Source organism: Streptomyces sp. NPDC091412, from assembly GCF_044756885.1.
Taxonomy (GTDB): Bacteria; Actinomycetota; Actinomycetes; order Streptomycetales; family Streptomycetaceae; genus Streptomyces.
Window position 1 is genome coordinate 695,199 of record NZ_JBIVTV010000001.1, and the last position, 26,595, is coordinate 721,793.

Genomic DNA, 26,595 nt, shown 5'->3' on the forward strand with positions numbered 1-26,595 from the left:
CGGGCCACCGCGCACCGGCGTTTCCCGTACCCCCGTCGAGCCCCGTCCGGTCGTTTCCCCCGGGCTCCCCCGTGCCTCGCTCCCGGCGGCCTGGGCCGGCGGAAGGAGCGGTCGAGGGCCGCGCCGTTCCGCCGCCCCGTGTCGGCGGGGCCGGCGCCGTGCCCCCTTCCGTGCTCCCACTCTCTCGTGCACGCGGTTCGCGGCCCATCCGCGCGCGTACTCATCTCGCTTGCTAGGTACGGATACTCACTCCTGTGTGCCCGCGCCCAGGACGCCGGGCGGCCCGCTGACTACGATCGCCTCCGTGTCCGTACTCCCCATGGTGTTCACAAGCGGCTGGGCCAGCGGCATCAACGCGTACGCGGTGGTGCTGCTGCTCGGTGTGTTCGGCGCGACGGGACTGAGCGACGACGTCCCCGGCACCCTGCAGCGGCCGGAGGTGCTGATCGCGGCGGGCGTGCTGTTCCTGCTGGAGGCGGTCGCCGACAAGATCCCCTACGTGGACTCGGTGTGGGACACGGCGCACACCGTGATCCGCCCGGTCGCCGGGGCCTGGGTCGGCGCGCTGCTCGCGGGGCAGAGCGGCTCGCTGTCGGACGTCACGGCGGGCCTGGTCGGTGGAGGTACGGCGCTGGCCAGCCATCTGGTGAAGGCCGGGACGCGGATGGCGGTCAACACCTCCCCCGAGCCCGTGAGCAACATGCTCGTGAGCCTGGCCGAGGACCTCGGAGTGGCCGGACTCGTCACCTTCGCGATCTTCCATCCGGTGGCCGCGGCGGTCGTCGCGGGCGTCCTGCTGCTCGCCGGGGCCGTGATCGTCGCCTTCCTGGTCTCCCGGATCCGCCGCTTCCTGCGCCGCCGGGCCCAGCGCCGGGAGGAGAAACGCCGGCTCGCGGCCGAGGCGGGGTCACCGCCGGGCTGACCGCGCCCGCGGCCCCGCGCATCCGGGGAAACCACTGGTCAACGCCCCCGTGGCCGGGGTTGTCGGTGGCGGCCGATAAAGTCGCGCACATGGCACGGATTGCGGTGATCGGCGCCGGGATGGGCGCGATGGCGGCCGCCGCCCGGCTGGCCGTCGCGGGCCACCGGGTGACGGTGTACGAGCGTACGGAGACGTACGGCGGCGCGCTGCGCCGTTTCGAGCGGGACGGTTTCGCCTTCGACACCGGCCCCGGCCTGCTCCCGCTGCCCGCGGTCTACCGCGATCTGTTCCTCAAGACCGGCAAGGAGCCGCTGGAGGACCGCGTCGAGCTGGTCCAGGTGGACCCGTCCGCACGGCACGTCTTCGCCGACGGCACCGAGGTGTCCCTGCCGAACGTCTCGCGCGCGGGCGTCGTCGCCGCTCTGGACGAAGCCCTCGGCGCGGGCGCAGGACGGCGCTGGGGCGACTTCCTGGTGCGGGCCCGCGAGGCCTGGGACCGCGCCCGCCGCCCGCTCCTGGAAGAGCCGCTGTGGCCCAACTGGCAGGTGCTGGCCGAGCGCGAGCCCTACCCGGCGGTGCCGCACAAGCGCCTGCTGCGCACCCGGCAGGCCGGCACGCTCGCCGAGGTGGGCGCCTGGGAACTGCGCGACCCACGCCTCGCCGCCCTCCTGGAGAGCCACGCGCTCGCGTACGGCCTCGATCCGCGGACCGCCCCGGCGAGCGCGGCCGTACTGCCGTACCTGGACCACGCCTTCGGCACCTGGTACGTGCGCGGCGGCCTGCGCGAACTGGCGCGCGCGGTGTACGAGCGGTGCCTGGACCGCCGGGTCGAGTTCGTCCTCGGCACCGAGGTCACGGGGATCGTCGACAAGGACGGCCGGGCGGCGGGCGTGGAGCTCGCCGACGGGACCGTGGCCGAAGCGGAGTTCGTGGTCGCCGGTGTGCCTCCCCGGACGCTGGACGGCATGGTCCGGGGTACGGCCCTGCGCGATGCGGGCGAGGTGCCGCCGCAGCCCGGAGCGCCCAGCCGCCTGACCGTGCTGCTGGCACTGCGCGGCGGCCGTCCCGAGGGGACGGCCCACCGGACCGTGGTGCACACCGAGGACCGCGCAGCCGAACTCGACGCGCTGTTCGGTACGGCCCCGGAGCTGCCCGAGCGGCCCACGGTCGCGGTGTCGCGCCCGGGCGATCCCGCGCTGGTCCCGGACCCGGAGCACGAGGCGGTCACGCTCACGGCGACGGTCCCGGCATCCGCCTCGGCGGATCCGCGGAAGCAGGCCGACCGCATGATCGCCGTCGCCTCGCGGGCGATACCCGGGCTCCGCGACCGCCTGCTCTGGCACGAGGTGCGCACCCCGGCCGACATCGCCCGGGTGACGGGCGCGGAGGGCGGGGCCGTCCCCGCGCCGGCGTTCGCGGCCGCCGGGGGGCGCCTGCTGCACCCGGCGAACACCACGGGACTCACCGGCCTGTTCACCGTGGGCGGCTGGTCGCACCCCGGGGGCGGGCTGCCGCACGCCGGGATGTCGGGGGCGCTGGTGGCCGGACTGATCGTGGAGGGACCGGAGTTCCGCGGCTCCCAGTGAGCCGGGGAGCGTTCAGAAACGGTACTGCTCGTCGAAGCCCGTGCCGTGCTGCGGCTGACCGTGGTTGTTGTCCTGGTACGGGTAGGACTGCTGCTCCTGCGGGAGTTCGCCGCCGTAGGACTCGTCGGTGCGCTGCTGCGGGACCCACACCCCGCCGGCCGGGGTCTCACCGCCGTAGCCACCGGCGTAGGCGTCCTGGGTGCCGTAGCCCTGCTGCCCGTACCCCTGCTGGCCGCCGTAGCCGGTGTCGTAGGAGCCGCCGCCGTAGGTCTGGGTGCCGGCGTACGGGTCGGAGTAGGCGGCGTACTGCTGCTGGCCGGAGGCGTCGTAGCCGTAACCCTGCTGCCCGTAGCCGGAGTAGTCGTAGGTGTGGCTCTGGTCGGCGCCCTGGGCCGCGGTGGCGTACTGGTCCTGGGTCTGGTCGGCCCCCGGGTAGGGCGACTGCGTGCCGTCCCGGTGGGCCGGGTCGCCGTAGACGCCGTAGGAACCGGTGTCGTCGGGCAGGGGCTGCGGCTCGTACACCGCGGTGGCCTCGGCGGCCGCGGGCTGGCCGGGGCGGGCGGGGGTGAAGACGTCGTCGCGGTCGTCGTCGCCGTGGCCGTAGGACAGGCCCTCGTGGCTGGGCAGGGCCTGCATGGTGCCGGTCTCGCCGTCGGACACCTCGAGGTCGGAGACCTCCAGGGTCGGGTCCTGGTACTCGGCCTTGCCGCGGCGGCGCGGCTTGTCGCCTTCGGCTCCGGGACGGTTGACCGCCCAGCCCGCCGCGAAGCCGCGCCGGAAGGACAGCGTGACGTAGGTCTGGCCGACCGCGAAGGCGGCCGCGCCCAGACCGATCACGACGACGGACGGGATCAGGACCCCGAGGACGACACAGAGGAAGCCGGCGAAGGCCAGCAGCCGCCAGCGCAACCGTGCCTTGTACTGCAGCAGCACCTCGCCCAGCAGCCACAGCGCGACGATGCCGAACGCGATGTAGAGGACCGTCCAGCCCATGTACGCCCCTCTCCCAGTGGCCGCTACGCAGTGTGTCGTACGCGGGTGCGGCCGGTCTAGGTCCGCGGCCGGTGGTGCAGACCCAGGTTTTCGTAGATTTCCAGCGTCGCCGTGGAGTTGTTGAGCGTGATGAAGTGCAGCCCGGGCACTCCCTCGGCCTGCAGTCGTGCGCAGAACTCGGTGGCGAACTCGATCCCAAGGGAGCGTACCGCCGCCGGATCGTGCTCCGCCGCGCGGATCCGCTCTTTGAGGTCGTCCGGGATGGCGGCGTTGCTGAGTTGGGGCAGCCGCTCGAGCATCTTCACGCTCGTGACCGGCATGATCTCGGGAATGACGGGTGTCGCGCAACCGGCCGCGGCAACGCGGTCGCGCAGGCGGAGGTACGACTCCGGATCGAAGAACATCTGCGTGATGGCGTAGTCGGCGCCCGCGCGGCACTTGTCGACGAAGTGCGCGACGTCGGTGTCCCAGTCGGCGGAGCGGGGGTGCATCTCGGGGAAGGCCGCCACGCCGACGCAGAAGTCGCCCGACTCCTTGATGAGCCGGACGAGTTCGGCGGCGTACGTCAGTCCGCGGGGGTGCGGGACCCACTCGCCCATCGGGTCGCCGGGCGGGTCGCCGCGCACGGCGAGCATGTTGCGGATCCCGGCGTCGGCGTACTGGCCGATGATGTTGCGCAGCTCGGCCACGGAGTGGTTGACGGCAGTGAGGTGCGCCACAGGGGTGAGCGTCGTGTCGGACACGATCTGCTCGGTCGCCCTCACCGTGCCCGCGCGGGTGGAGCCGCCGGCGCCGTACGTGACCGAGACGAAGTCGGGGGCGACGGCCTCGATCCTGCGCAGCGCGTTCCACAGGCTGCGCTCGCCCTTCGCCGTCTTCGGCGCCCAGAACTCGAAGGAGTACGTGCTCTTGCCGGTGGCGAGCATGTCACGCACGGTGCGCGCGCGATCAGTCCTGGTGGATGCGGTTCCGAGGGCCATACTGGCAGGCTATCCAGGGTGCGGCGGTCTCCCAACCGAGCCCTGGAAATTTGCCTGAATTGTCGGCTTCTTGTCCATCCCTCGGACAACAGGGCCGGAAATGAGCGGGTCGGGCCGGGTCTGCCGTCCGAGCTATGAGACGACCGCTGCCGCGCCCGGCCGTGTCGCGCCGCGCCCTACCCCGCCTGGCGCAGCCGCGCGGCGAACTCGGCCGCCGCCGCTCCGGGGTCGTCGGCCTCGGTGATCGCCCGGACCACGACGACGCGGCGGGCGCCGGCCTCCAGGACCTGGTCCAGATTGCCGAGGCCGATGCCGCCGATGGCGAACCAGGGCCGGTCGGTCCCGAGCGAGGCCGTGTACCGGACCAGGTCGAGGCCGGGGGCGGGGCGGCCGGGCTTGGTGGGCGTGGGCCAGCAGGGTCCGGTGCAGAAGTAGTCCACGCCGGCCTGCACGGCCGCGGCGGCGGCCTCGTCCTCGGCGTGCGTGGACCGGCCGATCAGGACGCCGTCGCCGAGGATCGCGCGGGCGTCGGGCACGGGAAGGTCCCCCTGCCCCAGGTGCAGCACGTCGGCACGGGCCGCGTGGGCGACGTCCGCGCGGTCGTTGACCGCGAGCAGCTTCCCGTGCCGGGCACAGGCGTCGGCGAACACCTCCAGCCGGTCCAGCTCCTCCCCGGCCTCCATGCCCTTGTCCCGCAACTGCACGACGTCGACCCCCGCCGCCAGCACCGCGTCCAGGAACTCGGCCAGGTCCCCCTGCCGCCTCCGGGCGTCCGTGCACAGATACAGGCGCGCGTCACCGAGCCGGTCACGGGCGTCGGCTGCGGCAGCGGTCTCAGGCATACGCGGGTTCCCCCCGGCTCGTCGGTCGGGTGGTTCGTCCGACCACCCGAACGGACCCTACCCGCCGCGCCCACCGGGCCGACGAGGACACCGAGGCCCCGGCGGGGGGCCGGGGCCGGGTGCGCAGGCGGGTGGCCGGGTCAAACGGCGAGGGCCTGGGCGCGGCGCTTCACCTCTGTGCCGCGGTTCTCACTCAGGGCCTGGGCGGGGGTGCCCGGCAGGGTCGGGTCGGGGGTGAACAGCCATTCGATCATCTCTTCGACCGTGAAGCCGTCGTCCCTCAGGAGCGTCAGGGTGCCGGACAGGCCCTTGACGACCTTGTCGCCGTCGATGAAGGCGGCGGGGACGTGCAGCGCGCGGTTCTCACCCCGGCGTACGGCGATGAGCTGGCCCTCCTTGACCAACTGCCGCACACGTGTCACCTCGACGCCGAGTTGTTCGGCGATGTCGGGAAGGGTGAGCCAGGCAGGGACGAGAGCGTCGATCTTCGTGTCAATCTCGGTCACGGAAACAAGCGTGCCATCTGCCACTGACACTCGGAAGCCAGGCCCGTCCACTCGGGGCCGCGCGCCTCACGCCGTCGCCGCCTTCAGGGGCTTCGCCGGGTCCGCCAGCAGCCGCGGATCCATGGGCGTGCCGGACTCGATCAGCCGCCGTCCCTGCGCCAGATCCCGCGGTCGGCCGACGGCCAGCAGAGCGACGAGCCGGCCCTCGCGGAGCCAGCAGACCGTCCACGCCGGTCCGGTGCGATCGCCGCGCCAGACGACGGTGTCGGCCGACGCGTGGTGGCCGGCGTACTGCACGAAGCGCCCGAACTGCTCGGACCAGAAGTACGGGACCGGGTCGTAGACCACGGGGGTGAGGCCGACGATGTCGGCCGCGACCGTGCGCGGGCCCTGGAGCGCGTTGTCCCAGTGGTGGATCAGCAGGCGCTCGCCGTACCTGCCCGAGGGGAAGGAGGCGCAGTCGCCGACCGCGTACACGTCCGGCACGGACGTGCGCAGGTGGTCGTCGGCCAGCACGTCCCCGTGCCGGCCCAGCTCGATGCCGGAGCCGGCCAGCCAGCCGGTGGCGGGGCGCGCGCCGATGCCCACCACGACGGCGCCCGCGGGCAGCCGCGCCCCGTCGTCGAGCACCACCACGCCGGGTTCGACGCGCTCCACGCGCGCGTGGGTGCGCAGTTCGGCGCCGCTGTCGGCGTACCAGGCGGTCATCGGCTCGGCCACCTCCGCGGGCAGCGCCCCCGCGAGCGGCCGGTCCGCGGCCTCCACGACGGTCACGGCGCAGCCCGCCTCGCGCGCGGCGGTGGCGAACTCGGCGCCGATCCAGCCCGCGCCGACGACCACGATGTCGTGCTGCCCGGTGAGCACCGGCCGCAGCCGTTCGGCGTCGTCCAGGGTGCGCAGCAGGTGGACCCCGGGAACGCCCTCCGCGCCGGGCAGCCGGATCGGTTCGGCACCGGTGGCCAGGACGAGGACGTCGTACGGCACCGGACCCGCCGAGGTCTCCAGCACATGCGCGTCGGGCCGCACGGCCAGCGCCTCGCAGCCGAGCCGCAGTTCGAGGCCGAGCGCCTCGAAGTCGATGTCGAAGGCGGAACCCTCGGCCTTGCCCAGCAGGACGGCCTTGGACAGCGGCGGCCGGTCGTAGGGCTGGTGGGGTTCGGCGCCGATCAGTGTCACGGTGCCGGTGAAGCCCTGCTCGCGCAGGGCGACCGCGGTCTGCACCCCGGCCATGCCCGCGCCCGCGACGACCACGCGCCGCGGCCCTGATGTGCCCTGTTCCTGCGTCTGGTCGCTCACCTGATCACCATAAGTCAACTGACAAACCGTCAGTCAGGGGCGTGCGAGGTGACCTGCTCCACAACCTCTTCCACCACGCTCGTCCCACTGCCGGGCTGCGACTCCCAGCGCCAGGTCTCCTCCAACCGCATCCGCCCGTCGGGCAGTTCGACCACCGTCGACACGCAGTGCCCGGAGGAGGTGGTCCCGTCCTGCTTGAGCTGGACGTACCGGAAGTCGAGCCGGTCACTTTCCCTGGTACCCACCAGATGGCCGCGTACGACGTCGCCGCCCGCGTACTCGGCCCAGATCTCCCCGCTCCGCTCGTGATACGTGAAGCGGGTGCGCGTGCCCACCTGGCCCGGGGCCTGGTCGGCGACCGGGGCGAGAACGCGGCCGTCGAGCGAGGGAAAGGGCCGGGCGGAGCCACCCGCCCGAGAGTCGTGACGGGAGACGGGCGGGCGGGTCATGGCGAGAGGCTCCCTTACCAGGGCAATGCTCTGCGGGCTAGGGTGGCCACCGTACAAGCACTCGCGGGAGCCCGGACGCACCGGGCTGAGAGGGAGGCTGGCGGCCTCCGACCGTACGAACCTGATCCGGGTCATGCCGGCGAAGGGAGGGGCTGGACGCCCATGTCGTTGCCACGTACGTCAGACGTCCTCGTCGTGGGGGGCGGGATCATCGGGCTGGTGACGGCCTGGCGCTCGGCGCAGCGCGGGTTCACCACGGCCGTGGTGGACCCCGAGCCGGGCGGCGGGGCCGCACAGGTGGCCGCCGGGATGCTGGCCGCCGTCACCGAACTGCACTACGGCGAGCAGACCCTGCTCGGACTCAACCTGGCCTCCGCCCGCCGCTACCCCGACTTCGTGGCCGAGCTGACCGGGCTGACCGGCCACGACCTCGGCTACCGCCGCTGCGGCACCCTCGCCGTGGCGCTGGACGCCGACGACCGCGCCCACCTGCGGGAACTGCACGACCTTCAGCGCCGTTCGGGCCTGGACTCCGAGTGGCTGTCCGGGCGGGAGTGCCGCCGGCTCGAGCCGATGCTCGCGCCGGGCGTGCGCGGCGGGCTGCGGGTGGACGGCGACCACCAGATCGACCCGCGGCGGCTCGCCGGTGCCCTGGTCGCGGCCTGCGAGCGGGCGGGGGTGGTCTTCCACCGCGGCTGGGCCGAGCGGCTCACCGTCACCCGCGACCGCGCCACGGGTTGTGTGCTGCGCGACGGCACCGCGCATACCGCGGACCGGGTGGTGCTCGCGGCGGGCAGCCACAGCGGACGGCTCGGGGGCGTCCCGGACGACGTGCTGCCACCGGTGCGGCCGGTGAAGGGGCAGGTGCTGCGGCTGACGGTGCCGAAGCGGTACGCGCCCTTCCTGAGCCGTACCGTGCGCGCCGTGGTGCGCGGCAGCCAGGTCTACCTGGTGCCGCGGCTCAGCGGCGAGCTGGTCGTCGGGGCCACGAGCGAGGAGCTGGGCTGGGACACGACGGTGACGGCGGGCGGCGTGTACGAGCTGCTGCGCGACGCGCACGAGCTGGTACCCGGGATCACCGAGCTGCCGCTCACGGAGACCCGGGCGGGACTCCGGCCCGGCTCCCCGGACAACGCGCCGCTGCTCGGCCCGACCGGGCTTGACGGCCTGCTGCTGGCCACCGGGCACTACCGCAACGGCGTGCTGCTCACGCCGGTCACCGGTGACGCCATGGCGCACGTCCTGACCACCGGCGAGCTGCCGGACGAGGTCCGTCCCTTCTCCCCCGGGCGTTTCCACGCCAGGGCACTCACGGAGCAGCCCGTATGAACATCTCCGTCAACGGCGAGCCCCGCCGGGTCACGCCCGGCACGTCCCTCGACACCGTCGTGCGGACCCTGAGCGCGGCGCCCTCCGGGGTGGCCGCCGCCCTCAACGAGACCGTCGTCCCGCGCGCGCGGTGGTCGTCCACGGCCGTGACCGAGGGCGACCGCGTCGAAGTGCTGACCGCCGTCCAGGGAGGCTGAGCCATGGCCGACGATCCCTTCGTCCTCGGTGGTACGTCCTTCACCTCCCGGCTGATCATGGGCACCGGCGGCGCGCCCAGCCCGGAGGTGCTGGAGCGGGCGCTCACGGCCTCCGGCACCGAGCTGACCACGGTCGCCATGCGGCGGGTGGACCCCTCGGCGCACGGCTCCGTGCTGTCGGTGCTGGAGTCGCTCGGGATCCGGGTGCTGCCCAACACCGCGGGCTGCTTCACCGCGGGTGAGGCGGTGCTCACCGCCCGGCTGGCGCGGGAGGCGCTGGGCACGGACCTCGTCAAGCTGGAGGTCGTCGCCGACGAGCGCACGCTGCTGCCGGACCCGATCGAGCTGCTGGACGCGGCGGAGACGCTGGTCGACGACGGGTTCACGGTGCTGCCGTACACGAACGACGATCCGGTGCTGGCGCGGAAGCTGGAGGACGTGGGCTGCGCCGCGGTCATGCCCCTGGGCTCGCCCATCGGGTCCGGGCTCGGCATCCGCAACCCGCACAACTTCCAGCTGATCGTGGAGCACGCGCGCGTGCCGGTGATCCTGGACGCCGGGGCCGGTACGGCCTCGGACGTGGCGCTGGCCATGGAGCTGGGGTGTGCCGGGGTGATGCTCGCCTCGGCGGTGACGCGGGCGCAGGAGCCGGTGATGATGGCCGCGGCGATGCGGTCCGCCGTGGAGGCGGGGCGGCTGGCCCGGCTGGCCGGGCGGATCCCCAAGCGGCACTTCGCTCAGGCGTCGTCCCCGGCCGAGGGCCTGGCCGGACTGGATCCGGAGCGGCCGGCCTTCTAGGCCCACCTCCTCCCACCGGCGCGTGGGCCGCGTCACAGGTCGGCTTCAGTCCCGCCGCGAGAGCGTCCGCGATCGGTGCGTGTCCGTGGCGGCTCGTAGACTCGCCTGCGTGGATACGACCCTTCAGGACCCTCTCGTCGGGCAGGTGCTCGACGGCCGTTATCGCGTCGACGCGCGGATCGCCGTCGGCGGGATGGCCACGGTCTACCGGGCCCTGGACACCCGCCTGGACCGGGTCCTCGCGCTCAAGGTGATGCACCCCGCGCTCGCGGCCGACGGCTCGTTCGTGGAGCGGTTCATCCGGGAGGCCAAGTCGGTCGCGCGGCTGGCCCACCCGAACGTCGTGCAGGTCTTCGACCAGGGCACGGACGGGTCGTACGTGTACCTCGCCATGGAGTACGTGGCCGGCTGCACCCTGCGCGACGTGCTGCGCGAGCGCGGGGCGCTCCAGCCGCGCGCGGCGCTGGACATCCTGGAGCCGGTGCTCGCCGCGCTGGGGGCCGCGCACCGGGCCGGGTTCGTGCACCGCGACATGAAGCCGGAGAACGTCCTGATAGGCGACGACGGCCGGGTCAAGGTCGCCGACTTCGGGTTGGTGCGGTCCGTGGACACGGTGACGAACACCACCGGTGCCGTCCTCGGCACCGTCTCCTACCTGGCGCCGGAGCAGATCGAGCGCGGCACCGCCGACCCCCGGGTCGATGTGTACGCGTGCGGGGTCGTGCTGTACGAGATGCTGACCGGCGGCAAGCCCCACCAGGGGGAGTCCCCCGCCCAGGTGCTGTACCAGCACCTCCACGAGGACGTGCCGGCCCCGTCGGCCGCCGTGCCGGGACTCGCCTTCGAGCTGGACGAACTGGTCGCGGAGGCCACCGCGCGCACCCCGGACATCCGGCCGCACGACGCGGTCGCGCTGCTCGCGCGGGTCCGCGAGGCGCGGTCCGCGCTCGGCCAGGACCAGCTGGACGCACTGCCGCCGCAGGCCCTCACCGCGGAGCACGACAACGCGGAGGACCGTACGAGCGTCATCCCGCGCGCGCTGACGACGCGGATCGGCGGCGGGGACGGCGGGACCGGTGGGGACGGCGCGCGGTCCGAGGCCGCCCTCAACCGCACCAGCCGTCTTCAGGCTCCCCCGCCCCCGCAGCCGCCGGCCGGCGCGGCACGTCCCGGGCGGCCCCGGCGCACACTGCTCACGGTGGTCGTCGCCGTCCTGCTGGTCCTCGGGGCCGGCGGGGGCGTGTGGTACATCAACTCCGGACAGTTCACGAAGGTCCCGCCGCTGCTGGCGAAGACCGAGGCGCAGGCCAGGGAGCGGCTCAAGGAGGCCGGTCTCGGCGTCGACCGCGTCGAGCACGCCTACAGCGACACGGTCGGGCGCGGCACGGTCATCAGCACCGACCCGCAGGCGGGCGCGCGGATCCGCAGCCACGACTCGGTGACGCTCACGGTCTCCGACGGGCCCGAGACCGTGCGGGTGCCCGACCTGAAGGGCCACCGGCTGGGCGAGGCCCGGAGCCTGCTGAAGAAGGAGGGCCTGGAGCCGGGCATGGTGAGCCGGGAGTTCAGCGACGACGTCCCCCACGACGCCGTGATCGGCACGGACCCCGAGGCGGGCACCGAGCGGCGGGCCGGCTCGGCGATCGCGCTCACCGTCAGCAAGGGCCGCGCGGTGGACGTGCCGGACGTCACCGGCGACGACCTGGACAAGGCGCGGTCCGAGCTTCAGGACGCCGGCCTGAAGGTGCGGATCTCCGCGGAGCAGGTCAACTCCGATTACGACAAGGGCCGGGTCGCCCGGCAGAGCCCGGAGGGCGACAGCCAGGCCGCCCAGGGCGACACGGTCACACTGACGCTGTCCAAGGGTCCGGAGATGGTCGAGGTGCCGGACGTGACCGGCAACAGCGTCGGCGACGCGAAGAACACCCTCCAGAAGGCCGGCTTCCAGGTGCAGGAGGACCGCGGGCTGCTCGGACTGTTCGGCGACACCGTCAAGAAGCAGTCGGTGAAGGGCGGAGACCGGGCACCGAAGGGCTCGACGATAACGATCACCATCCGGTGACGGCCGCCCGGCGGCCACCGGCCGCCGGGCACGTGACACCCTGAACGGGTGAGCAGTCAGCGGTCCCGCCCTCTCCCCGGCCCCTCCCGCAACCCGATCGGCGGCCATGTGCCCGTCGCCGGCGGGCTGCACTCCGTGGGCCTGTCCTACGCCCGTGACCTCGGGGCCGAGACCGTGCAGGTCTTCGTCGCCAATCCGCGCGGCTGGGCCACGCCCGCGGGCAACCCGCGGCAGGACGAGCAGTTCCGCGCGGCCTGCGCGGAGCAGTCGGTTCCGGCGTACGTCCACGCCCCGTACCTGATCAACTTCGGCTCGCACACCGAGGCGACCGTGGAGCGGTCGGTGGAGTCGTTGCGGCACTCGCTGCGGCGCGGCCGGGAGATCGGCGCGCTGGGCGTCGTCGTGCACACCGGGAGCGCGACCGGCGGCCGGGACCGGTCCGTCGCACTGAAGCAGGTGCGGGAGCACATGCTTCCGCTGCTCGACGAGCTCACCCACGACGACGACCCGTATCTGCTCCTGGAGTCCACCGCCGGCCAGGGTGCCTCGCTGTGCTCGCGCACCTGGGACTTCGGGCCGTACTTCGAGGCGCTGGACGCCCACCCGAGGCTGGGCGTGTGCCTGGACACCTGCCACATATTCGCGGCCGGGCACGACCTGACCGGCCCGGACGGCATGCACCGGACGCTGGACCTGCTGGTGGAGACGGTCGGCGAGGGCCGGCTGCGGCTGATCCACGCCAACGACTCCAAGGACGTGGCCGGCGCGCACAAGGACCGGCACGAGAACATCGGCGCCGGCCACATCGGCGAGGACCCCTTCCGCGCCCTGATGACCCACCCCGCCACCCAGGGCGTCCCGCTGATCATCGAGACCCCGGGCGGCAAGGAGGGACACACGGCGGACGTGGAGCGCCTGAAGCGGCTCAGGGACGGATGACGGAGGGGTGACCCGTCACCGGGACGGCCGCCGGGGCCGGCGTCAGAGTTCCGGCCCGTCTCCCGGTTCCTCCTGGTAGGAGTAGCGCTGTTCCTTCCAGGGGTCGCCGAGGTTGTGGTAGCCGCGTTCCTCCCAGAAGCCGCGGCGGTCGGCGGTCATGTACTCCACGCCACGGACCCACTTGGGGCCCTTCCAGGCGTACAGGTGGGGGACGATCAGGCGGAGCGGGAAGCCGTGCTCGGCGGTGAGCAGTTCGCCGTCCTTGTGGGTGGCGAAGAGGGTGCGCTCCGAGGTGAAGTCGGACAGGCGCAGGTTGGAGCTGAACCCGTACTCCGCCCACACCATCACATGGGTGACGTTCGCCGCGGGCGGGGCGATGTCCAGGACGGTGCGCGCGGGGATGCCGCCCCACTCGGCGCCGACCATGCTGTACTTCGTGACGCAGTGCAGGTCGGCCACCACGGTGGTGTACGGAAGGGCCGTGAACTCCTCGTGGGTCCAGCAGTGCTTCTCGCCGTCGGCGGTGGCGCCGAAGACCCGGAAGTCCCAGCGCTCGGACCGGAACTTGGGCACCGGCCCGTAGTGCGTGACCGGCCAGCCGCGCTGGAGCCGCTGTCCCGGCGGAAGTTCCGGCTGCGCCGCCCCCGTCGGCACTGCTCCAGACGCGTCCCCTGACGCGCGTTCCACCGGCTGACCCATGACTCCATCCTGACAGACCGGAGAGGGTGCACATGACCAGCCGGGGGGCGATTCGGACAACTCGCACTAAGTATGCACTTACTGGACGGCCGTGTGTGCCGGTGCAATCATGCGCGAGATCGGCCCAGAGACGTCCGGAAGGAGCCCCGCCGCCATGCAAGGCGACCCCGAGGTGATCGAACTGCTCAACGAGCAGCTGACCGCCGAGCTCACCGCGATCAACCAGTACTTCCTGCACTCCAAGATCCAGGACCACAAGGGCTGGACGAAGCTCGCCAAGTACACCCGCGACGAGTCGTTCGACGAGATGCGGCACGCGGAGCTCCTGACCGACCGGATCCTGCTGCTGGACGGCCTGCCGAACTATCAGCGCCTCTTCCACGTCCAGGTCGGGCAGACGGTGGCCGAGATGTTCCGGGCCGACCGGCAGATCGAGGTCGAGGCCATCGACCGGCTGCGCCGGGGCGTGGACCTGATGCGCGACAAGAACGACATCACGTCGGCGAACATCTTCGAGGCGATCCTCGCCGACGAGGAGCACCACATCGACTACCTGGACACCCAGCTGGAGCTGGTCGACAAGCTGGGTGAGGCGCTCTACCTCTCGACCGTGGTCGAGCAGAGCCAGCCGGACCCGTCGGGCCCCGGAACGCACGGCTTCTCCAGCCCCTGAGGCGGCCAGTGGCCTGGACACCTAGGCGGCGTCGCCCAGCTCCTTCGGGCTCGCGCCGGAAGCCCCGCCCGTGAGCGGCGCGAGCGCCGGGCCGCCCTGGTCGATCAGCTCGCGCCGCGGGCAGGTGCCGCGGCCGAGCAGCGCCTGGATGCGGCGTACGCACCCGCCGCAGTCCGTGCCCGCCTTGCAGGCGGAGGCGATCTTGCGGGGCGTGCAGGCGCCGTTGTCCGCGTGCTGCTTGACCTGCTGCTCGGTGACACCGAAGCAACTGCACACGTACACGCGGTTCACCTCCCGCCGGGATCGGTTCCATGGTGCCGTCCCGACTTCTCGGTGAGGCAAACCTAACCTTACTCACCGCACGAATGCCCGAAAAGGGGATGGGGCGCGGATCCCATGTGATCCGCGCCCCACTTCACGTTCACGCTCCCGCGAGGGGCGCGCGCCTCACTGGTCCCGGTACATCTCCGCGACCAGGAACGCCAGGTCCAGGGACTGGCTGCGGTTCAGACGCGGGTCGCAGGCCGTCTCGTAGCGCTGGTGCAGGTCGTCGACGAAGATCTCGTCCCCGCCGCCGACGCACTCGGTGACATCGTCGCCGGTCAGCTCCACATGGATGCCGCCGGGGTGCGTGCCGAGCCCCTTGTGCACCTCGAAGAAGCCCTTGACCTCGTCGAGCACGTCGTCGAAGCGGCGGGTCTTGTGACCGGAGGCCGCCTCGAAGGTGTTGCCGTGCATCGGGTCGGTCACCCAGGCCACCACCGCACCCGAGGCCGTGACCTTCTCCACCAGCTCGGGGAGCCGGTCGCGGATCTTGTCGGCGCCCATGCGGACGATGAACGTCAGCCGGCCCGGCTCCCGCTCGGGGTCGAGGCGGTCGATGTACCGCAGTGCCTCCTCGGGCGTGGTCGTCGGGCCCAGCTTGACGCCGATCGGGTTGCGGATGCGCGAGGCGAACTCGATGTGCGCGTGGTCCAGCTGCCGAGTGCGCTCGCCGATCCACACCATGTGCCCGGAGACGTCGTACAGCTGCCCGGTGCGCGAGTCGACGCGGGTCAGCGCCGATTCGTAGTCGAGCAGCAGCGCCTCGTGCGAGGAGAAGAACTCGACGGTCTTGAACTCCTCCGGGTCCGTGCCGCAGGCCCGCATGAAGTTCAGCGCGTTGTCGATCTCGCGCGCGAGCTGCTCGTAGCGCTGGCCGGACGGGGAGGACTTCACGAAGTCCTGGTTCCAGGCGTGCACCTGGCGCAGGTCGGCGTAGCCGCCGGTGGTGAAGGCGCGCACCAGGTTCAGCGTGGAGGCGGACGCGTGGTACATCCGCTTCAGCCGCTCGGGGTTCGGGACCCGGGCGGCCTCGGTGAAGTCGAAGCCGTTGACGGAGTCGCCGCGGTAGGTCGGCAGGGTCACGCCGTCGCGGGTCTCGGTCGGCTTGGAGCGCGGCTTGGAGTACTGGCCGGCGATCCGGCCGACCTTGACCACCGGCACCGAGGCGGCGTACGTCAGCACGGCGCCCATCTGGAGCAGGGTCTTGAGCTTGTTGCGGATGTGGTCGGCGGACACCGCGTCGAACGCCTCGGCGCAGTCGCCGCCCTGGAGGAGGAACGCCTCTCCCTTGGCGACGGCCGCCATCCGGGCGCGCAGCTGGTCACACTCGCCCGCGAAGACGAGCGGCGGATACGACTCGAGGTCCGCGATCACTGCGCGCAGAGCCTCGGTGTCGGGGTACTCGGGCTGCTGCGCCGCGGGCAGGTCTCGCCAGGTGTTGCCAGCGCTCGCGCTGGTCTTAGCGTTCACGGTCACCCCACCAAGATTACGGGGTCGCCCGGCGGGTCCCTTCCTCCGTTCATCCAATGAGACGGACGGCGCCCGGTCGCGGGACGTCCCGCCCGGCACCGTTCAGTCGCCGGTGCCGACGTCCAGCTGGTCCCGGTCGATGTTGATGGTCACCGCGCCGTACGTCTCGGTCCTGTTGCCCGCGTACTGGTGGATGCGCTGGTGACCAGCCCACAGGTGGGCCGGGATGGCGGTGTGGAGGGTGCTGTTCTCGTCGTTCCAGTGCGCGAAGTGGATCACGTCGGGCAGGGTGACCTTCCCGGCGTTGCCGACCAGGTCGGCGACCAGGGACGAGACGCTGCCGTACGCGCCGGACCGGTAGCCCAGCTCGTGCAGCCGCTCGGTCCAGGCCTCCAGATAGCCGAGTACGCGCTTGGTGAGGGTGCCGCCCGTCGCGTACTGCTCCAGGTCGTTGTAGAGCACCGCCCCCTTGGCGAAGCCGAGCGCCACCGCCTGGGCGGCCGCGTCCTCCGCGGCCTCCTTGCCCTGCGGCACCGGATCGGTGATCGACGCGCAGGAGTTCTGGCAGCTGCCGGCGCCGGAGGAGGGCTGCGGGCCGACGTAGAGCGGGAAGAAGCGCCACCCGTTCGCGTACTGCGTGCGCACCCACTCGGCGGTCAGCCTCGCCTGGGCGCAGGCGCGGTTGACCCCGCCGATGTAGACGCCGACGGCCCGGTACGGCGAGCCGGACCTCCAGGCGTTCATGGCCGTCCGGCTGGGAGCGGTGCAGGTGTCGAAGCCCCTGCCCTGGTACGCGGTCGCGTCGGCGGGCACGGCGCCCGCGCTCGGCGCCCGGGCGGGCCCCGCGGCGCGTGCGGTGGCGACGGGCAGTCCGGCGCTGCGCAGCACCCGCTGGATCTCCGCGCGGTCCTCGCCGTACGGGGCCGTGATGGAGATTCCCTCGTTGGTGGCGGTCGCCCGGTAGACGCGGGACGTGCGGTCCTCGGTCACCGAGGCCTTCGCCGCCACCGCGGGCTGCACCCAGAGGACCTCGGTGCGCCCGACGGCACGGGCCGGGCAGTCCTGGTGCTCGCCGGGGGTGCCGAGGTAGACGGCGTGCCGGTCGAAGCGGACGCAGGCGGTCGGCTCCTGGTCGAGGTCGACGACGGGCCAGCCGGCCGGGACGGTGAACGTGTGACCGCGGTAGCTGACGGTCTTCGTGGCGTCGTCGGCCGCCGGCCGGGCGGCGGCCGGCGCGGCGGCGGCGAGCACCGCGCAGGCGCTCAGCGCGCTCAGCGCACGCCTCGTACGGAGGCGGGGCCGTGCCGGGTGGGGCGATCGTGGTGCGGGAATGGCGTACTCCTCGGTCGGGCACGAGCGCGCGGCGAACGCCGGGGCCCGAGCGGCACACGGTCGACGCGGACCGTCCTTCCACCCCGCGCGGCCGCCGGAAACCGGCCTGTGCTGCGTACGGGCGACACGGCCGCCGAGGGCCGGACGGGGCCGCGCGGCGGCCCGATGCGGTAGGGTGCCGGGCATGTTCGCGCACTCGACCCAGAACCAGAACTGGTGGTGGACCGCTCCTCCGGCGGCCCGCTGACTGCGCGTATCCCACACTTCGCGAAGGCCGCCCGAGGGGCGGCCTTCGGCGTTTCCGGCGCCTTGGCCGTTCCTCACCGACATCAACCGGCATCAACCGGCATCAACCGGCATCGACCGGCATCGACCGGCATCGACGGAAGAGGAACCCATGGACCTGGCACGGCTGCTGCACGACCCCCGCCCGTTCGCCCTGCTGCGCCGCCGTACCCCGGGGCACGACCAGGACCTGGTCGAGGTGCTGCTCGGCCCGGTGACCGCCCGCGACCACCTGGCCGACCTACCCGACGAGGGCCTGGCGCTCGTACCGTTCCGGCAGATCCGCGAGCGCGGCTTCGACGTCCGGGACGACGGCACCCCGCTACTGGTGCTGACGCCCGAGGAGACGGGCACGGTCCCGCTCGCCGAGGCCCTGGCGCAGCTCCCCGCGCACCAGGTGCGTGTGGAGGGCGGCGGCTTCGACGTCGGCGACGAGGAGTACGCGGAGATCGTCGGGCGGGTGCTGCGCGAGGAGATCGGCGCGGGCGAGGGCGCGAACTTCGTGATCCGTAGGACGTACGAGGGGGAGGTCCCGGGCTTCGGGCGGGCCGACGCGCTGGCGCTGTTCCGGCGGCTGCTGGAGGGCGAGCGGGGGGCGTACTGGACGTTCGTCGTGCACACCGGGGACCGGACCCTGGTCGGCGCCAGCCCCGAGGTGCACGTGCGCATGTCCGGCGGGACGGTCGTGATGAACCCGATCAGCGGGACGTACCGCTACCCGGCCGAGGGGCCGACGCCCGAGCACCTGCTGGGTTTCCTCGCCGACGGCAAGGAGATCGAGGAGCTGTCGATGGTCGTCGACGAGGAGCTCAAGATGATGTGCACCGTCGGGGACATGGGCGGGGTGGTCGTCGGCCCGCGTCTGAAGGAGATGGCGCACCTCGCGCACACCGAGTACGAGTTGCGCGGCCGGTCCTCCCTGGACGTGCGCGAGGTGCTCAAGGAGACCATGTTCGCCGCGACCGTCACCGGGTCGCCGGTGCAGAACGCCTGCCGGGTCATCGAACGCCACGAGACCGGCGGGCGCGGCTACTACGCCGGTGCCCTCGCCCTCCTCGGCCGCGACTCCGGCGGCGCCCAGATCCTGGACTCCCCCATCCTCATCCGCACCGCCGACATCGACGCCCGTGGCCGGCTGCGCGTGCCGGTCGGCGCCACCCTCGTCCGCGGCTCGGACCCGGCGGGCGAGGTCGCCGAGACGCACGCGAAGGCGGCGGGCGTGCTGGCGGCGCTGGGCGTACGGCCCGCACGGCCGCGCGCGGAGCGGTCGCGGCCCCGGCTCGCCGACGACCCCCGGGTGCGGGCGGCGCTGGACGGGCGGCGCGCGATGCTCGCGCCGTTCTGGCTGCGGATGCAGAACGGGGTCTCCGCCGCACGGGCGCAGTCGGAGGCAGGGGAAGGCGCGCCGGGGCTCACCGGGCACACCCTGGTCGTGGACGGCGAGGACACCTTCACCGCGATGCTCGCGCACGTGCTGCGGTCGTCGGGGCTGACCGTCACCGTGCGCCGCTACGACGAGCCCGGACTGCGCGCGGCCGTGCTCGCGCACCAGGGGCCGGTCGTCCTCGGCCCGGGTCCCGGCGACCCGTGCGATCCGGACGACCCGAAGATGCGGCTGCTGCGCGCGCTGACCGCGGAAGTGCTCACCGGGCACCGGCACGGCGTTCTCGGGGTCTGCCTCGGACACGAGCTGATCGCGGCCGAACTCGGCCTGGACATCGTCCGCAAGGAAGTGCCCCACCAGGGCGCCCAGACCGGGATCGACCTGTTCGGCCGGGCCGAGACCGTGGGCTTCTACAACAGCTACGTGGCGCGCTGCGACGACGAGGCGCACGCCGAGCTGTCCGCGCACGGAATCGAGGTCAGCCGGAGCGCGTCCGGTGAGGTGCACGCGTTGCGCTCCGCGAGGTTCGCGTCGGTGCAGTTCCACCCCGAGTCCGTGCTGACGCTGAACGGCCAGGCGATCGTCCGCGCGCTGCTGGCCGAGCAGTTGAGCGGCGCCGGCACGCACTGCGAGCCGCGGCCCGTCCGGTAACCGGGTACGCGCGCGCCGAGGGCGCCGCCGGTCAGGTCGACGGCGCCCTCGGCGCGGTCCGCGGGAGGCCGGTGGCGGGTCAGCCGAAGAAGACCCCGACCTCCTCGTACCGCTTCGGGTCGACCGTCTTCAGCTTGACGGTGGCCTCCGCGATCGGGACGCGGACGATGTCGGTGCCGCGCAGGGCGACCATCTTGCCGAAGTCGCCGTCGCGGACGCAGTCGATGGCGTGCAGCCCGAACCGGGTGGCCAGCCAGCGGTCGAAGGCGCTGGGCGTGCCACCGCGCTGGATGTGGCCGAGGACGGTGGTCCGGGCCTCCTTGCCGGTGCGCGCCTCGATCTCCTTGGCCAGCCACTCGCCGACCCCGGACAGCCGCACGTGCCCGAAGGAGTCGAGCGAGGCGTCCTTCAGGACCATGTCGCCGTCCTTGGGCATGGCGCCCTCGGCGACGACGACGATCGGGGCGTAGGACGCCTTGAAGCGGGAGGTGATCCAGGCGCACACCTGGTCGACGTCGAAACGCTGCTCGGGGATGAGGATGACGTTCGCGCCACCGGCGAGGCCGGAGTGCAGGGCGATCCAGCCGGCGTGACGGCCCATCACCTCGCAGACCAGGACCCGCATATGGGACTCGGCGGTGGTGTGCAGCCGGTCGATCGCCTCGGTGGCGATGCCGACCGCGGTGTCGAAGCCGAAGGTGTAGTCGGTGGCCGACAGGTCGTTGTCGATGGTCTTGGGCACGCCCACGCAGGGCACGCCGTACTCGTCGCTCAGCCGCGCGGCGACGCCGAGGGTGTCCTCGCCGCCGATCGCGACGAGCGCCTCGACCTCCTGCTTGGCGAGATTGTCCTTGATCCGCCGGATGCCGTCCTCCTGCTTGAGGGGGTTGGTCCGCGAGGAGCCGAGGATGGTGCCGCCGCGGGGCAGGATGCCGCGCACCGCGGGGATGTCGAGACGGATGGCGTCGTTCTCGAGTGGGCCCCGCCAGCCGTCCCGGAAGCCGACGAAGTCATAGCCGTACTCCTGCACGCCCTTGCGGACGATGCCCCGGATGACGGCGTTGAGCCCGGGGCAGTCGCCGCCTCCGGTCAGTACTCCGACCCGCATGGAAAAGTCCCTTCGCCGCGGTTGCCTGGTGAAGGTCACGCTAATGGTGACGCACATCACTTCGGCATGGGGCGGAGAGTCAATTCCACTGAATTGTCGGGTAGTTGATCAAGGCGAATCCACTCGAAAGGGTGGTTGCCGCGCGTACGCGGCTTTACTCGCCGTCGAGCCCGCGCTCGATGGCGTACCGCACCAGCTCCACCCGGTTGTGCAACTGGAGCTTGCCCAGGGTGTTCTGCACGTGGTTCTGGACCGTGCGGTGGGAGATCACCAGGCGCTCGGCGATCTGCTTGTAGCTCAGGCCCTTGGCGACCAGCCGCAGCACCTCGGTCTCGCGGTCGGTGAGCCGGGGCGCCTTCGGCTCACCGGCGTCCGCGGCGGGCGCGGGCTCGGCGGCCAGCCGCCGGTACTCGCCGAGCACCAGGCCCGCGAGCCCCGGTGTGAACACCGGGTCGCCCACGGCCGTGCGGCGCACCGCGTCCAGCAGTTCCCGGGTCGAGGCCGACTTCAGCAGGTAGCCCGTCGCGCCCGACTTCACGGCCTCCAGCACATCGGCGTGTTCACCGCTCGCGGACAGCACCAGCACGCGCAACGCCGGGTTGGCGCCGACGAGTTCCTTGCAGACCTGGACCCCGGGCTTCGCGGGCAGGTTCAGGTCGAGCACGAGCACGTCGGGCGCGGCGGCCCGGGCGCGGCGCACCGCCTGCTCGCCGTCGCCCGCGGTGGCGACCACCTCGAAGCCGGACTCGGCCAGGTCGCGGGCCACGGCGTCGCGCCACATCGGGTGGTCGTCGACCACCATCACCTTGATCGGGCCCTGCTCCGCGCTCATCGGCTCTCCGCCTTCCCCCGTGTCCACGGCGCGCCCTTCGCGCTCTTCGTGTTCTCGCTGTCGTTCGTGGTGTTCGTGTTCTCGCTGTCGTTCGTGGTGTTCGTGTTCTTGGGCACGTTCAGTTCGACCTCCGTGCCCTGGCCGGGCACCGAGATCAGCTCGGCGGTGCCGCCGATGTCGCGCAGCCGGCCCCGGATCGACAGGGCCACACCGAGCCGGCCCTCACCCTCGGCCTGGGCGAGCCGCCCCTCGGGGATGCCGGGACCGTCGTCCCGCACGGTCACGATCACCGACTCCGGCTCGTCCTCGACCAGGATCCAGGCCCGCGCGTCCTCGCCCGCGTGCCGGCGGACGTTGTCCAGGGCGGCCCCGACGGCGGCGGCCACCTCGTGGGCGGCGGCGGGCCGCAGCAGCACCGGGGCGCCCGGTTCGGCGAGGCTGATCCGGGCGCCGGCGTACGGGGCGAGCAGCGCGCGCAGATCCACGGGCCCGTCGGCGTCGTCGTCCGTGTCCTCGTCGACGGTCCGGACGACCGCGCCCCCGGCCGTATCTCCGGACATGTCCCTCGACGCCCCGGGGAGCGGGACCAGCCCGCCGGCGACCAGGGTGCGCAGCGCCACCTCCTGCTCACCCGCCAGCCGGCCCAGTTCGGCGGCCTCGCCTCCGACGACCGCGCCACGCCGCTGCACCATGGCCAGCACCTGGAGCACGCCGTCGTGGATGTCCCGGGCCAGGCGCTCCCGTTCACGGGTGGCCGCCTCGATCTCCAGGGCGCGGGCGAGGGTGCGCTCGGAGGCGCGGGCGACCTCGACGACGTAGCCGATGGCGATGGAGGCGACCCAGACCAGGATCACGTTGTGCACGGTGTCGCGGGTCGGGGCGCCGCGCTCGACCAGGTTGGCGAGGGCGACCGCGGTGGAGGCGACGGCGGCCCAGCGCCAGCCGCCCTTGACGGCGAAGGCGAGGACGGAGCCGGCGGTCCAGATCGACGGCAGGGTCGGGCCGCCGTCCGCGATCCGCGCCTGGGTGTCGGCGACGGGGGTGAGGAGGATGCCGGTCAGCGCCAGGGCGAGGTCGGCGGCCAGGAAGCGCTTGGTGCAGCTCGCGGCGTTCGCGACCTTGGGCAGCGTGGCCAGGGTCCACACGGACAGCACGCAGTAGTAGCCGATGGCGACCCAGGGGCGCGGGAACCGGCCGTAGCCGGTGGTGAACAGGCCGACCGCGTAGAGCATGGTCAGCACCCGGTATCCGGCGAGCGCGCGCCACAGCGGCTGCTCGACCGACATCCTCATCACGCGTTGCCGCTTCGGCATGTCCCCCCCCTTGGCGGTTCGCCCTACTCCGCCTGCTTCTCCTTCTCGGCCTCTTCCGTCCCGGCCGGTCCGGGCGACGCCTTCGCCGCCTTCCGGGCCTCGTCGGCCGTCTTTCCCGCCGCCTTCCCCGCTTCCTTCCCGGCCTTGGCCGCCTCCGCGATCTGCCGCTTGGCCGCGGTCGCGTAGATGTCGACGTACTCCTGGCCGGAAAGGTTCATGATCTCGTACATGACCTCGTCCGTCACCGCCCGCAGCACGAAACGGTCGTGCGCGAGGCCCCGGTAGCGGCTGAAGTCCAGCGGCTTGCCGATGCGTATGCCCGGGCGCATCAGCTTGGGTACGACCTTCCCGGGAGGCTGGATCTTCTCCGTGTCGATCATGGCGACCGGGATGACGGGCGCTCCGGTGGCCAGGGCGACGCGGGCCAGGCCGCCCGGCTTGCCTCGGTAGAGGCGGCCGTCGGGCGAACGGGTGCCCTCCGGGTAGATGCCGAACAGCTCGCCTCGCTCCAGCACCTCTATGCCGCTCTTCACCGCCGCCTCACCCGCGCCGCGCGACCCGGAGCGGTCCACGGGGAGCTGGCCCACGCCCTTGAAGAACGCGGCCGTCAGCCGGCCCTTCACACCCGGCGTGGTGAAGTACTCGGCCTTGGCGATGAAGGTGACCTTGCGGTGGAGCACCGAAGGCAGGAAGAAGGAGTCCGAGAAGGACAGGTGATTGCTCGCCAGTATGGCGGGGCCCTCGGCCGGGATGTTCTCCATGCCTTCCACCCAGGGCCGGAAGGCGAGCTTCAGCGGCCCCCCGATGGCGACCTTCATCGTGCCGTAGAACAACCGAGTGCCTTCCTGTGTGTGTCGATCAGACGATACCGCCGGGTACGACCCGTGGGACCGACGGCCCTGGTCGGTGTCAGTGCGGTCGCGTACGGTGAAGTACCTGCAATCGACGACCACAGGAGAGCAACGTGCCGGTGCTCCCCGGAGCCGAGCCGTTCCGCCACGAGGGCGGGGAGGTCGGCGTCCTCCTCTGCCACGGCTTCACCGGTTCCCCCCAGTCCCTGCGCCCCTGGGGGCGGTACCTCGCCGAGCGCGGTCTGACCGTCTCGCTCCCGCTGCTGCCCGGGCACGGCACGCGCTGGGAGGACATGCAGCTCACCGGCTGGCCGGACTGGTACGCGGAGGTGGACCGCGAGCTGCGTGTCCTGCGCGAGTCCTGCACGCGGGTGTTCGTGGCCGGACTGTCCATGGGCGGCGCGCTGGCGCTGCGGCTGGCCGCCCGGCACGGGGACGCGCTCGCGGGCGTCGTGGTCGTCAACCCGGCCAACAAGGTGCACGGACTGTCCGCGTACGCCCTGCCGGTGGCCCGCCATGTCGTACGGACCACGAAGGGCATCGCGAGCGACATCGCGCTGGAGGGCGCCGCCGAGCTGGGGTACGACCGGGTGCCGCTGCACGCCGCGCACTCGCTCAGGAACTTCTTCCGGATGGTCGACGGCGAGCTGCCGCAGGTCACCCAGCCGCTGCTGCTTCTGCGCAGCCCGCAGGACCACGTGGTGCCGCCGGTCGACTCGGCCCGGATCCTCGGCCGGGTCTCCTCCACGGACGTCACGGAGGTCCTGCTGGAACACAGCTACCACGTCGCGACGTTGGACCACGACGCGGACCGGATCTTCGATGAGAGCTACGCCTTCATCGGCCGGCTCGCACCCAGTGTCGGCAAGGAAGGGACGACCGCAGGTGGCTGAGCACGACTCCGACCGCGAGGACCTCGACGGCCGCGAGCCGGTGGAACCGGCCGAACCGGTCACGCCGGCCGGCCCCGTCGGGCCGGCGGATGCCGTCGGGCCGACCGAGCAGCCCGCCGAGCCCGGTGTGCCCGCCGGGAAGGAAGGCGTCGCCTTCGACGAGGCGGCCGCGTGGGCGGCGATCGTCGCCGGGTACGGCGCGGAGCCGCCGGACCCGCCGGGCTCCAGGCCGTTCCGGCCGATCGAGGACCTGGCGCTGCCGCCGGACCCCGGGACGCCCGACGAGAAGCTGTGGAAGGAGAGGAAGGACGGCAGGGCCGAGGACGCCCAGGGCGACACGAACGACGAGAGCGGCAAGGACGGCGAGGGCGGGGGGAGCACGGAGGGCCCGTCCGGCCGGCTGGGCAGCTCGGTCTCCTTCGCTCCCGGTGTCGGCAAGTCCGGTGCGGGGCCGCGCGACTACTCGCTCGCCGAACCGTCCGACGAAGACTTCGAGGAGGGCGACGAGGGCCATTTCGTCCCGCCGGAGCCGCCCCCGCTGCCGTCCGCCGACCCGACCGCGAAGTTCGCCTGGCTCGCGGTGATCGGCGGGCCCGTCCTGCTCCTGCTGGCCGTCCTGCTCGGCTGGGACATGACGTGGTGGCTGACCATACTCGGCATCGGCGGCTTCCTGGGCGGCTTCGCGACGCTGGTGATGCGTATGAAGCCGGGCGACGACGACGAGGACGACCCGGGCCGCGGGGCGGTGGTCTGAGCCCGGGGCCGACCGGCCGACCGGACGTCGGCCCCGCGCACCGGACCCCGGTCCTGCAGCCGGCTTCCGGTCACAGCACCAGTGCTGTGGCCGGAAAGGTTTGCCGGGAAGCTCGCGGCGTCCGGTGCTGGGGGCACCTCCCACGCCCTTCAGGCAGTGGGGGAGCCTCGCAAGGCGGAGCATTGCCCGCGTACGGGATGTACTCGGGTGATGCGACAACGCGGCGTGGGGGTACCCCCGGCCGAAGGCTGGGGGAGTGCCGTGCCGGGCGTCACGAGCCGGTGAACCTTTCCGGTCACAGCACTAGGCAAGCGCCGGGACCCTGAGGGCGGCCAGCACCGGCAGGTGGTCCGTGGCCGCCCTCAGGTCCGCCTCCGTCACGCCGGGCCGGCCGAGGGGCACCCCGCAGCCGAGGACCTCGACGCCGCGGGTGGCGAAGACCGCGTCGATGCGCCGGTGCGGATCGGCGGACGTCCAGGTGTCCTCCGCGCCCCAGGGGGCGGTGGCCCAGCCGTCCTGGAGCGAGCCGGCCAGCCGCCGGAACGCCGGCCCGTCCGGCCGCTCGTTGAGGTCTCCGCCCGCCACCGCGTGTTCCACACCCATCCCCGCCAGCCGGTCCAGAAGCTCACCGGCCTGCTCGTACCGCTCGTCCGCGTCGAGCGAGAGGTGGCAGCTGACGACGCCGAGCCGGGCGCCCCCGAACCGGACGACCGCCGTCGCGAGGCCCCGCCGGTGCAGTCCGGGGGTGAGCGGCAGCAGTACGTCCTCGGTGCGCTCCACGACGGCCCGGAGCGAGCAGAGGATCGCCGGGCCCGCGGCCGTCGCGCCGCCGGTGAGGATGACCAGGTCGGCGGCCGCCGCGAGCCGGGCCAGCTTCTTGCGCCAGCGGAAGAAGCGCGGCGCCTCCTGCACGAGGACGAGATCGGGCGCACAGGCGCGGATCACCCGGGCCAGCGCCTCGGTGTCGTCCCGCATCGACCGGATGTTGTGGCTCAGGACGCGGATGACGGCGGAACCATCGGGCTCCGTACGGGAGTTGGGCAGCAGCATGACGATCAACATACGCCGCGGCCGTGTCGGAGCGGGTACGGCGACGCCCACCGGTCCCGGCCGGACGGGGACGGTGG

26 protein-coding genes and 1 riboswitch are annotated in these 26,595 nt (G+C 72.9%); of the genes, 11 read left to right on the forward strand and 15 right to left on the reverse strand.

Annotation, left to right across the window (positions count from 1 at the left end; all coding sequences use genetic code 11):
• The first annotated feature begins 304 nt into the window (after window positions 1-304).
• Window positions 305-922, forward strand: coding sequence for a DUF4126 domain-containing protein (locus tag ACIQMV_RS03140; protein ID WP_141361711.1), 618 nt, complete (start codon window positions 305-307; stop codon window positions 920-922).
• Window positions 923-1,011: 89 nt separating this feature from the next.
• On the forward strand, window positions 1,012-2,508 hold the full coding sequence (locus ACIQMV_RS03145) for a phytoene desaturase family protein (protein WP_402590705.1): 1,497 nt from the start codon (window positions 1,012-1,014) through the stop codon (window positions 2,506-2,508).
• A gap of 12 nt (window positions 2,509-2,520) precedes the next feature.
• On the opposite strand, the gene ACIQMV_RS03150 is transcribed toward ACIQMV_RS03145, so the two are convergent.
• From ACIQMV_RS03150 to ACIQMV_RS03175, 6 genes are all read right to left on the reverse strand, one after another.
• A complete protein-coding gene (locus ACIQMV_RS03150; RefSeq protein WP_402590707.1) occupies window positions 2,521-3,501 on the reverse strand; it encodes a hypothetical protein in 981 nt (326 codons plus the stop codon).
• A 56-nt stretch (window positions 3,502-3,557) separates the two neighbouring features.
• Window positions 3,558-4,481: a methylenetetrahydrofolate reductase [NAD(P)H] gene (metF, locus tag ACIQMV_RS03155; RefSeq protein WP_141361705.1), complete on the reverse strand. Its 924-nt coding sequence runs from the start codon at window positions 4,479-4,481 to the stop codon at window positions 3,558-3,560.
• 176 nt (window positions 4,482-4,657) lie between these two features.
• Window positions 4,658-5,323 carry a thiamine phosphate synthase gene (gene thiE, locus ACIQMV_RS03160; RefSeq protein ID WP_141361703.1) on the reverse strand — a complete coding sequence of 222 codons (666 nt, stop codon included), beginning with the start codon at window positions 5,321-5,323 and terminating at the stop codon, window positions 4,658-4,660.
• Between the two features lie 140 nt (window positions 5,324-5,463).
• A complete protein-coding gene (locus ACIQMV_RS03165) occupies window positions 5,464-5,829 on the reverse strand; it encodes a helix-turn-helix domain-containing protein (RefSeq protein WP_141361701.1) in 366 nt (121 codons plus the stop codon).
• A gap of 66 nt (window positions 5,830-5,895) precedes the next feature.
• On the reverse strand, window positions 5,896-7,125 hold the full coding sequence (locus ACIQMV_RS03170) for an NAD(P)/FAD-dependent oxidoreductase (protein WP_402590710.1): 1,230 nt from the start codon (window positions 7,123-7,125) through the stop codon (window positions 5,896-5,898).
• A 29-nt stretch (window positions 7,126-7,154) separates the two neighbouring features.
• A complete protein-coding gene (locus tag ACIQMV_RS03175; protein WP_402590712.1) occupies window positions 7,155-7,574 on the reverse strand; it encodes a hypothetical protein in 420 nt (139 codons plus the stop codon).
• 53 nt (window positions 7,575-7,627) lie between these two features.
• A riboswitch (TPP riboswitch) is annotated at window positions 7,628-7,739 on the forward strand.
• Here ACIQMV_RS03175 and thiO point away from each other — a divergent pair.
• The 5 genes from thiO to ACIQMV_RS03200 all read left to right on the forward strand — a co-directional run bounded on the left by thiO (window position 7,737) and on the right by ACIQMV_RS03200 (window position 12,899).
• Window positions 7,737-8,903: a glycine oxidase ThiO gene (gene thiO, locus ACIQMV_RS03180; RefSeq protein WP_402590714.1), complete on the forward strand. Its 1,167-nt coding sequence runs from the start codon at window positions 7,737-7,739 to the stop codon at window positions 8,901-8,903. (Overlaps the previous riboswitch by 3 nt.)
• Entirely contained in the window at window positions 8,900-9,100 is a 201-nt protein-coding gene (gene thiS, locus ACIQMV_RS03185; RefSeq protein ID WP_402590716.1) for a sulfur carrier protein ThiS, read from the forward strand. The genes thiO and thiS overlap by 4 nt, the downstream gene beginning before the upstream one ends.
• Before the next feature lie 3 nt (window positions 9,101-9,103).
• A complete protein-coding gene (locus ACIQMV_RS03190) occupies window positions 9,104-9,898 on the forward strand; it encodes a thiazole synthase (RefSeq protein WP_402590718.1) in 795 nt (264 codons plus the stop codon).
• A 109-nt stretch (window positions 9,899-10,007) separates the two neighbouring features.
• Window positions 10,008-11,960, forward strand: coding sequence for a Stk1 family PASTA domain-containing Ser/Thr kinase (gene pknB, locus ACIQMV_RS03195; RefSeq protein WP_402590720.1), 1,953 nt, complete (start codon window positions 10,008-10,010; stop codon window positions 11,958-11,960).
• A gap of 48 nt (window positions 11,961-12,008) precedes the next feature.
• Complete coding sequence (locus ACIQMV_RS03200) at window positions 12,009-12,899, forward strand: deoxyribonuclease IV (RefSeq protein WP_402590722.1); 891 nt, start codon at window positions 12,009-12,011, stop codon at window positions 12,897-12,899.
• 42 nt (window positions 12,900-12,941) lie between these two features.
• Here the strand turns inward: ACIQMV_RS03200 and ACIQMV_RS03205 are convergent, their stop codons facing one another.
• On the reverse strand, window positions 12,942-13,598 hold the full coding sequence (locus tag ACIQMV_RS03205; RefSeq protein WP_141361687.1) for a sulfite oxidase-like oxidoreductase: 657 nt from the start codon (window positions 13,596-13,598) through the stop codon (window positions 12,942-12,944).
• A 154-nt stretch (window positions 13,599-13,752) separates the two neighbouring features.
• On the opposite strand from ACIQMV_RS03205, the gene bfr reads away from it, so the two are divergent.
• Window positions 13,753-14,271 (forward strand): bacterioferritin, encoded by a 519-nt coding sequence (gene bfr, locus ACIQMV_RS03210; RefSeq protein WP_141361684.1) that lies wholly within the window; start codon window positions 13,753-13,755, stop codon window positions 14,269-14,271.
• A gap of 21 nt (window positions 14,272-14,292) precedes the next feature.
• Here the strand turns inward: bfr and ACIQMV_RS03215 are convergent, their stop codons facing one another.
• From ACIQMV_RS03215 to ACIQMV_RS03225, 3 genes are all read right to left on the reverse strand, one after another.
• The gene (locus tag ACIQMV_RS03215; RefSeq protein WP_141361682.1) at window positions 14,293-14,553 is read right to left on the reverse strand and encodes a bacterioferritin-associated ferredoxin; all 261 of its coding nucleotides are present in this window, start codon (window positions 14,551-14,553) and stop codon (window positions 14,293-14,295) included.
• A 165-nt stretch (window positions 14,554-14,718) separates the two neighbouring features.
• Window positions 14,719-16,071, reverse strand: a complete 1,353-nt coding sequence (locus tag ACIQMV_RS03220) for a class II 3-deoxy-7-phosphoheptulonate synthase (RefSeq protein ID WP_402590725.1) — start codon at window positions 16,069-16,071, stop codon at window positions 14,719-14,721.
• A 96-nt stretch (window positions 16,072-16,167) separates the two neighbouring features.
• Window positions 16,168-17,316 carry a glycoside hydrolase domain-containing protein gene (locus ACIQMV_RS03225; RefSeq protein ID WP_402590727.1) on the reverse strand — a complete coding sequence of 383 codons (1,149 nt, stop codon included), beginning with the start codon at window positions 17,314-17,316 and terminating at the stop codon, window positions 16,168-16,170.
• Between the two features lie 478 nt (window positions 17,317-17,794).
• Here ACIQMV_RS03225 and ACIQMV_RS03230 point away from each other — a divergent pair, with 478 nt between their 5' ends.
• Window positions 17,795-19,717, forward strand: a complete 1,923-nt coding sequence (locus tag ACIQMV_RS03230) for an anthranilate synthase family protein (RefSeq protein ID WP_402590729.1) — start codon at window positions 17,795-17,797, stop codon at window positions 19,715-19,717.
• Between the two features lie 79 nt (window positions 19,718-19,796).
• Here the strand turns inward: ACIQMV_RS03230 and ACIQMV_RS03235 are convergent, their stop codons facing one another.
• The 4 genes from ACIQMV_RS03235 to ACIQMV_RS03250 form a co-directional block, all read right to left on the reverse strand.
• Window positions 19,797-20,825 (reverse strand): 6-phosphofructokinase, encoded by a 1,029-nt coding sequence (locus ACIQMV_RS03235; RefSeq protein ID WP_141361674.1) that lies wholly within the window; start codon window positions 20,823-20,825, stop codon window positions 19,797-19,799.
• Window positions 20,826-20,979: 154 nt separating this feature from the next.
• Window positions 20,980-21,657: a response regulator transcription factor gene (locus tag ACIQMV_RS03240; RefSeq protein ID WP_141361672.1), complete on the reverse strand. Its 678-nt coding sequence runs from the start codon at window positions 21,655-21,657 to the stop codon at window positions 20,980-20,982.
• Entirely contained in the window at window positions 21,654-22,970 is a 1,317-nt protein-coding gene (macS, locus tag ACIQMV_RS03245; RefSeq protein WP_402590732.1) for a MacS family sensor histidine kinase, read from the reverse strand. Before macS ends, ACIQMV_RS03240 begins: the two co-directional genes overlap by 4 nt.
• Window positions 22,971-22,993: 23 nt before the next feature.
• Window positions 22,994-23,788: a 1-acyl-sn-glycerol-3-phosphate acyltransferase gene (locus ACIQMV_RS03250; protein ID WP_141366742.1), complete on the reverse strand. Its 795-nt coding sequence runs from the start codon at window positions 23,786-23,788 to the stop codon at window positions 22,994-22,996.
• 146 nt (window positions 23,789-23,934) lie between these two features.
• Between ACIQMV_RS03250 and ACIQMV_RS03255 the strand changes: the two genes are divergently transcribed.
• Together ACIQMV_RS03255 and ACIQMV_RS03260 are read left to right on the forward strand one after the other, a co-directional pair.
• On the forward strand, window positions 23,935-24,714 hold the full coding sequence (locus ACIQMV_RS03255) for a carboxylesterase (RefSeq protein WP_141361668.1): 780 nt from the start codon (window positions 23,935-23,937) through the stop codon (window positions 24,712-24,714).
• Window positions 24,707-25,468, forward strand: a complete 762-nt coding sequence (locus tag ACIQMV_RS03260) for a hypothetical protein (RefSeq protein WP_402590734.1) — start codon at window positions 24,707-24,709, stop codon at window positions 25,466-25,468. Before ACIQMV_RS03255 ends, ACIQMV_RS03260 begins: the two co-directional genes overlap by 8 nt.
• Before the next feature lie 303 nt (window positions 25,469-25,771).
• Here ACIQMV_RS03260 and ACIQMV_RS03265 read toward each other — a convergent pair whose 3' ends face one another.
• On the reverse strand, window positions 25,772-26,530 hold the full coding sequence (locus ACIQMV_RS03265; RefSeq protein ID WP_402590736.1) for an endonuclease/exonuclease/phosphatase family protein: 759 nt from the start codon (window positions 26,528-26,530) through the stop codon (window positions 25,772-25,774).
• Window positions 26,531-26,595 lie beyond the last annotated feature (65 nt).

Bases quoted from the DNA above. Each gene is read 5' to 3' on its own strand.
- metF (WP_141361705.1), bottom strand. From the start codon at position 4,481: ATGGCCCTCGGAACCGCATCCACCAGGACTGATCGCGCGCGCACCGTG.
- ACIQMV_RS03240 (WP_141361672.1), bottom strand. From the start codon at position 21,657: ATGAGCGCGGAGCAGGGCCCGATCAAGGTGATGGTGGTCGACGACCAC.
- ACIQMV_RS03190 (WP_402590718.1), top strand. From the start codon at position 9,104: ATGGCCGACGATCCCTTCGTCCTCGGTGGTACGTCCTTCACCTCCCGG.
- ACIQMV_RS03150 (WP_402590707.1), bottom strand. From the start codon at position 3,501: ATGGGCTGGACGGTCCTCTACATCGCGTTCGGCATCGTCGCGCTGTGG.
- ACIQMV_RS03235 (WP_141361674.1), bottom strand. From the start codon at position 20,825: ATGCGGGTCGGAGTACTGACCGGAGGCGGCGACTGCCCCGGGCTCAAC.
- ACIQMV_RS03175 (WP_402590712.1), bottom strand. From the start codon at position 7,574: ATGACCCGCCCGCCCGTCTCCCGTCACGACTCTCGGGCGGGTGGCTCC.
- ACIQMV_RS03250 (WP_141366742.1), bottom strand. From the start codon at position 23,788: ATGAAGGTCGCCATCGGGGGGCCGCTGAAGCTCGCCTTCCGGCCCTGG.
- ACIQMV_RS03205 (WP_141361687.1), bottom strand. From the start codon at position 13,598: ATGGGTCAGCCGGTGGAACGCGCGTCAGGGGACGCGTCTGGAGCAGTG.
- thiE (WP_141361703.1), bottom strand. From the start codon at position 5,323: ATGCCTGAGACCGCTGCCGCAGCCGACGCCCGTGACCGGCTCGGTGAC.
- ACIQMV_RS03230 (WP_402590729.1), top strand. From the start codon at position 17,795: ATGGACCTGGCACGGCTGCTGCACGACCCCCGCCCGTTCGCCCTGCTG.
- ACIQMV_RS03145 (WP_402590705.1), top strand. From the start codon at position 1,012: ATGGCACGGATTGCGGTGATCGGCGCCGGGATGGGCGCGATGGCGGCC.
- thiO (WP_402590714.1), top strand. From the start codon at position 7,737: ATGTCGTTGCCACGTACGTCAGACGTCCTCGTCGTGGGGGGCGGGATC.
- bfr (WP_141361684.1), top strand. From the start codon at position 13,753: ATGCAAGGCGACCCCGAGGTGATCGAACTGCTCAACGAGCAGCTGACC.
- macS (WP_402590732.1), bottom strand. From the start codon at position 22,970: ATGCCGAAGCGGCAACGCGTGATGAGGATGTCGGTCGAGCAGCCGCTG.
- thiS (WP_402590716.1), top strand. From the start codon at position 8,900: ATGAACATCTCCGTCAACGGCGAGCCCCGCCGGGTCACGCCCGGCACG.
- ACIQMV_RS03265 (WP_402590736.1), bottom strand. From the start codon at position 26,530: ATGTTGATCGTCATGCTGCTGCCCAACTCCCGTACGGAGCCCGATGGT.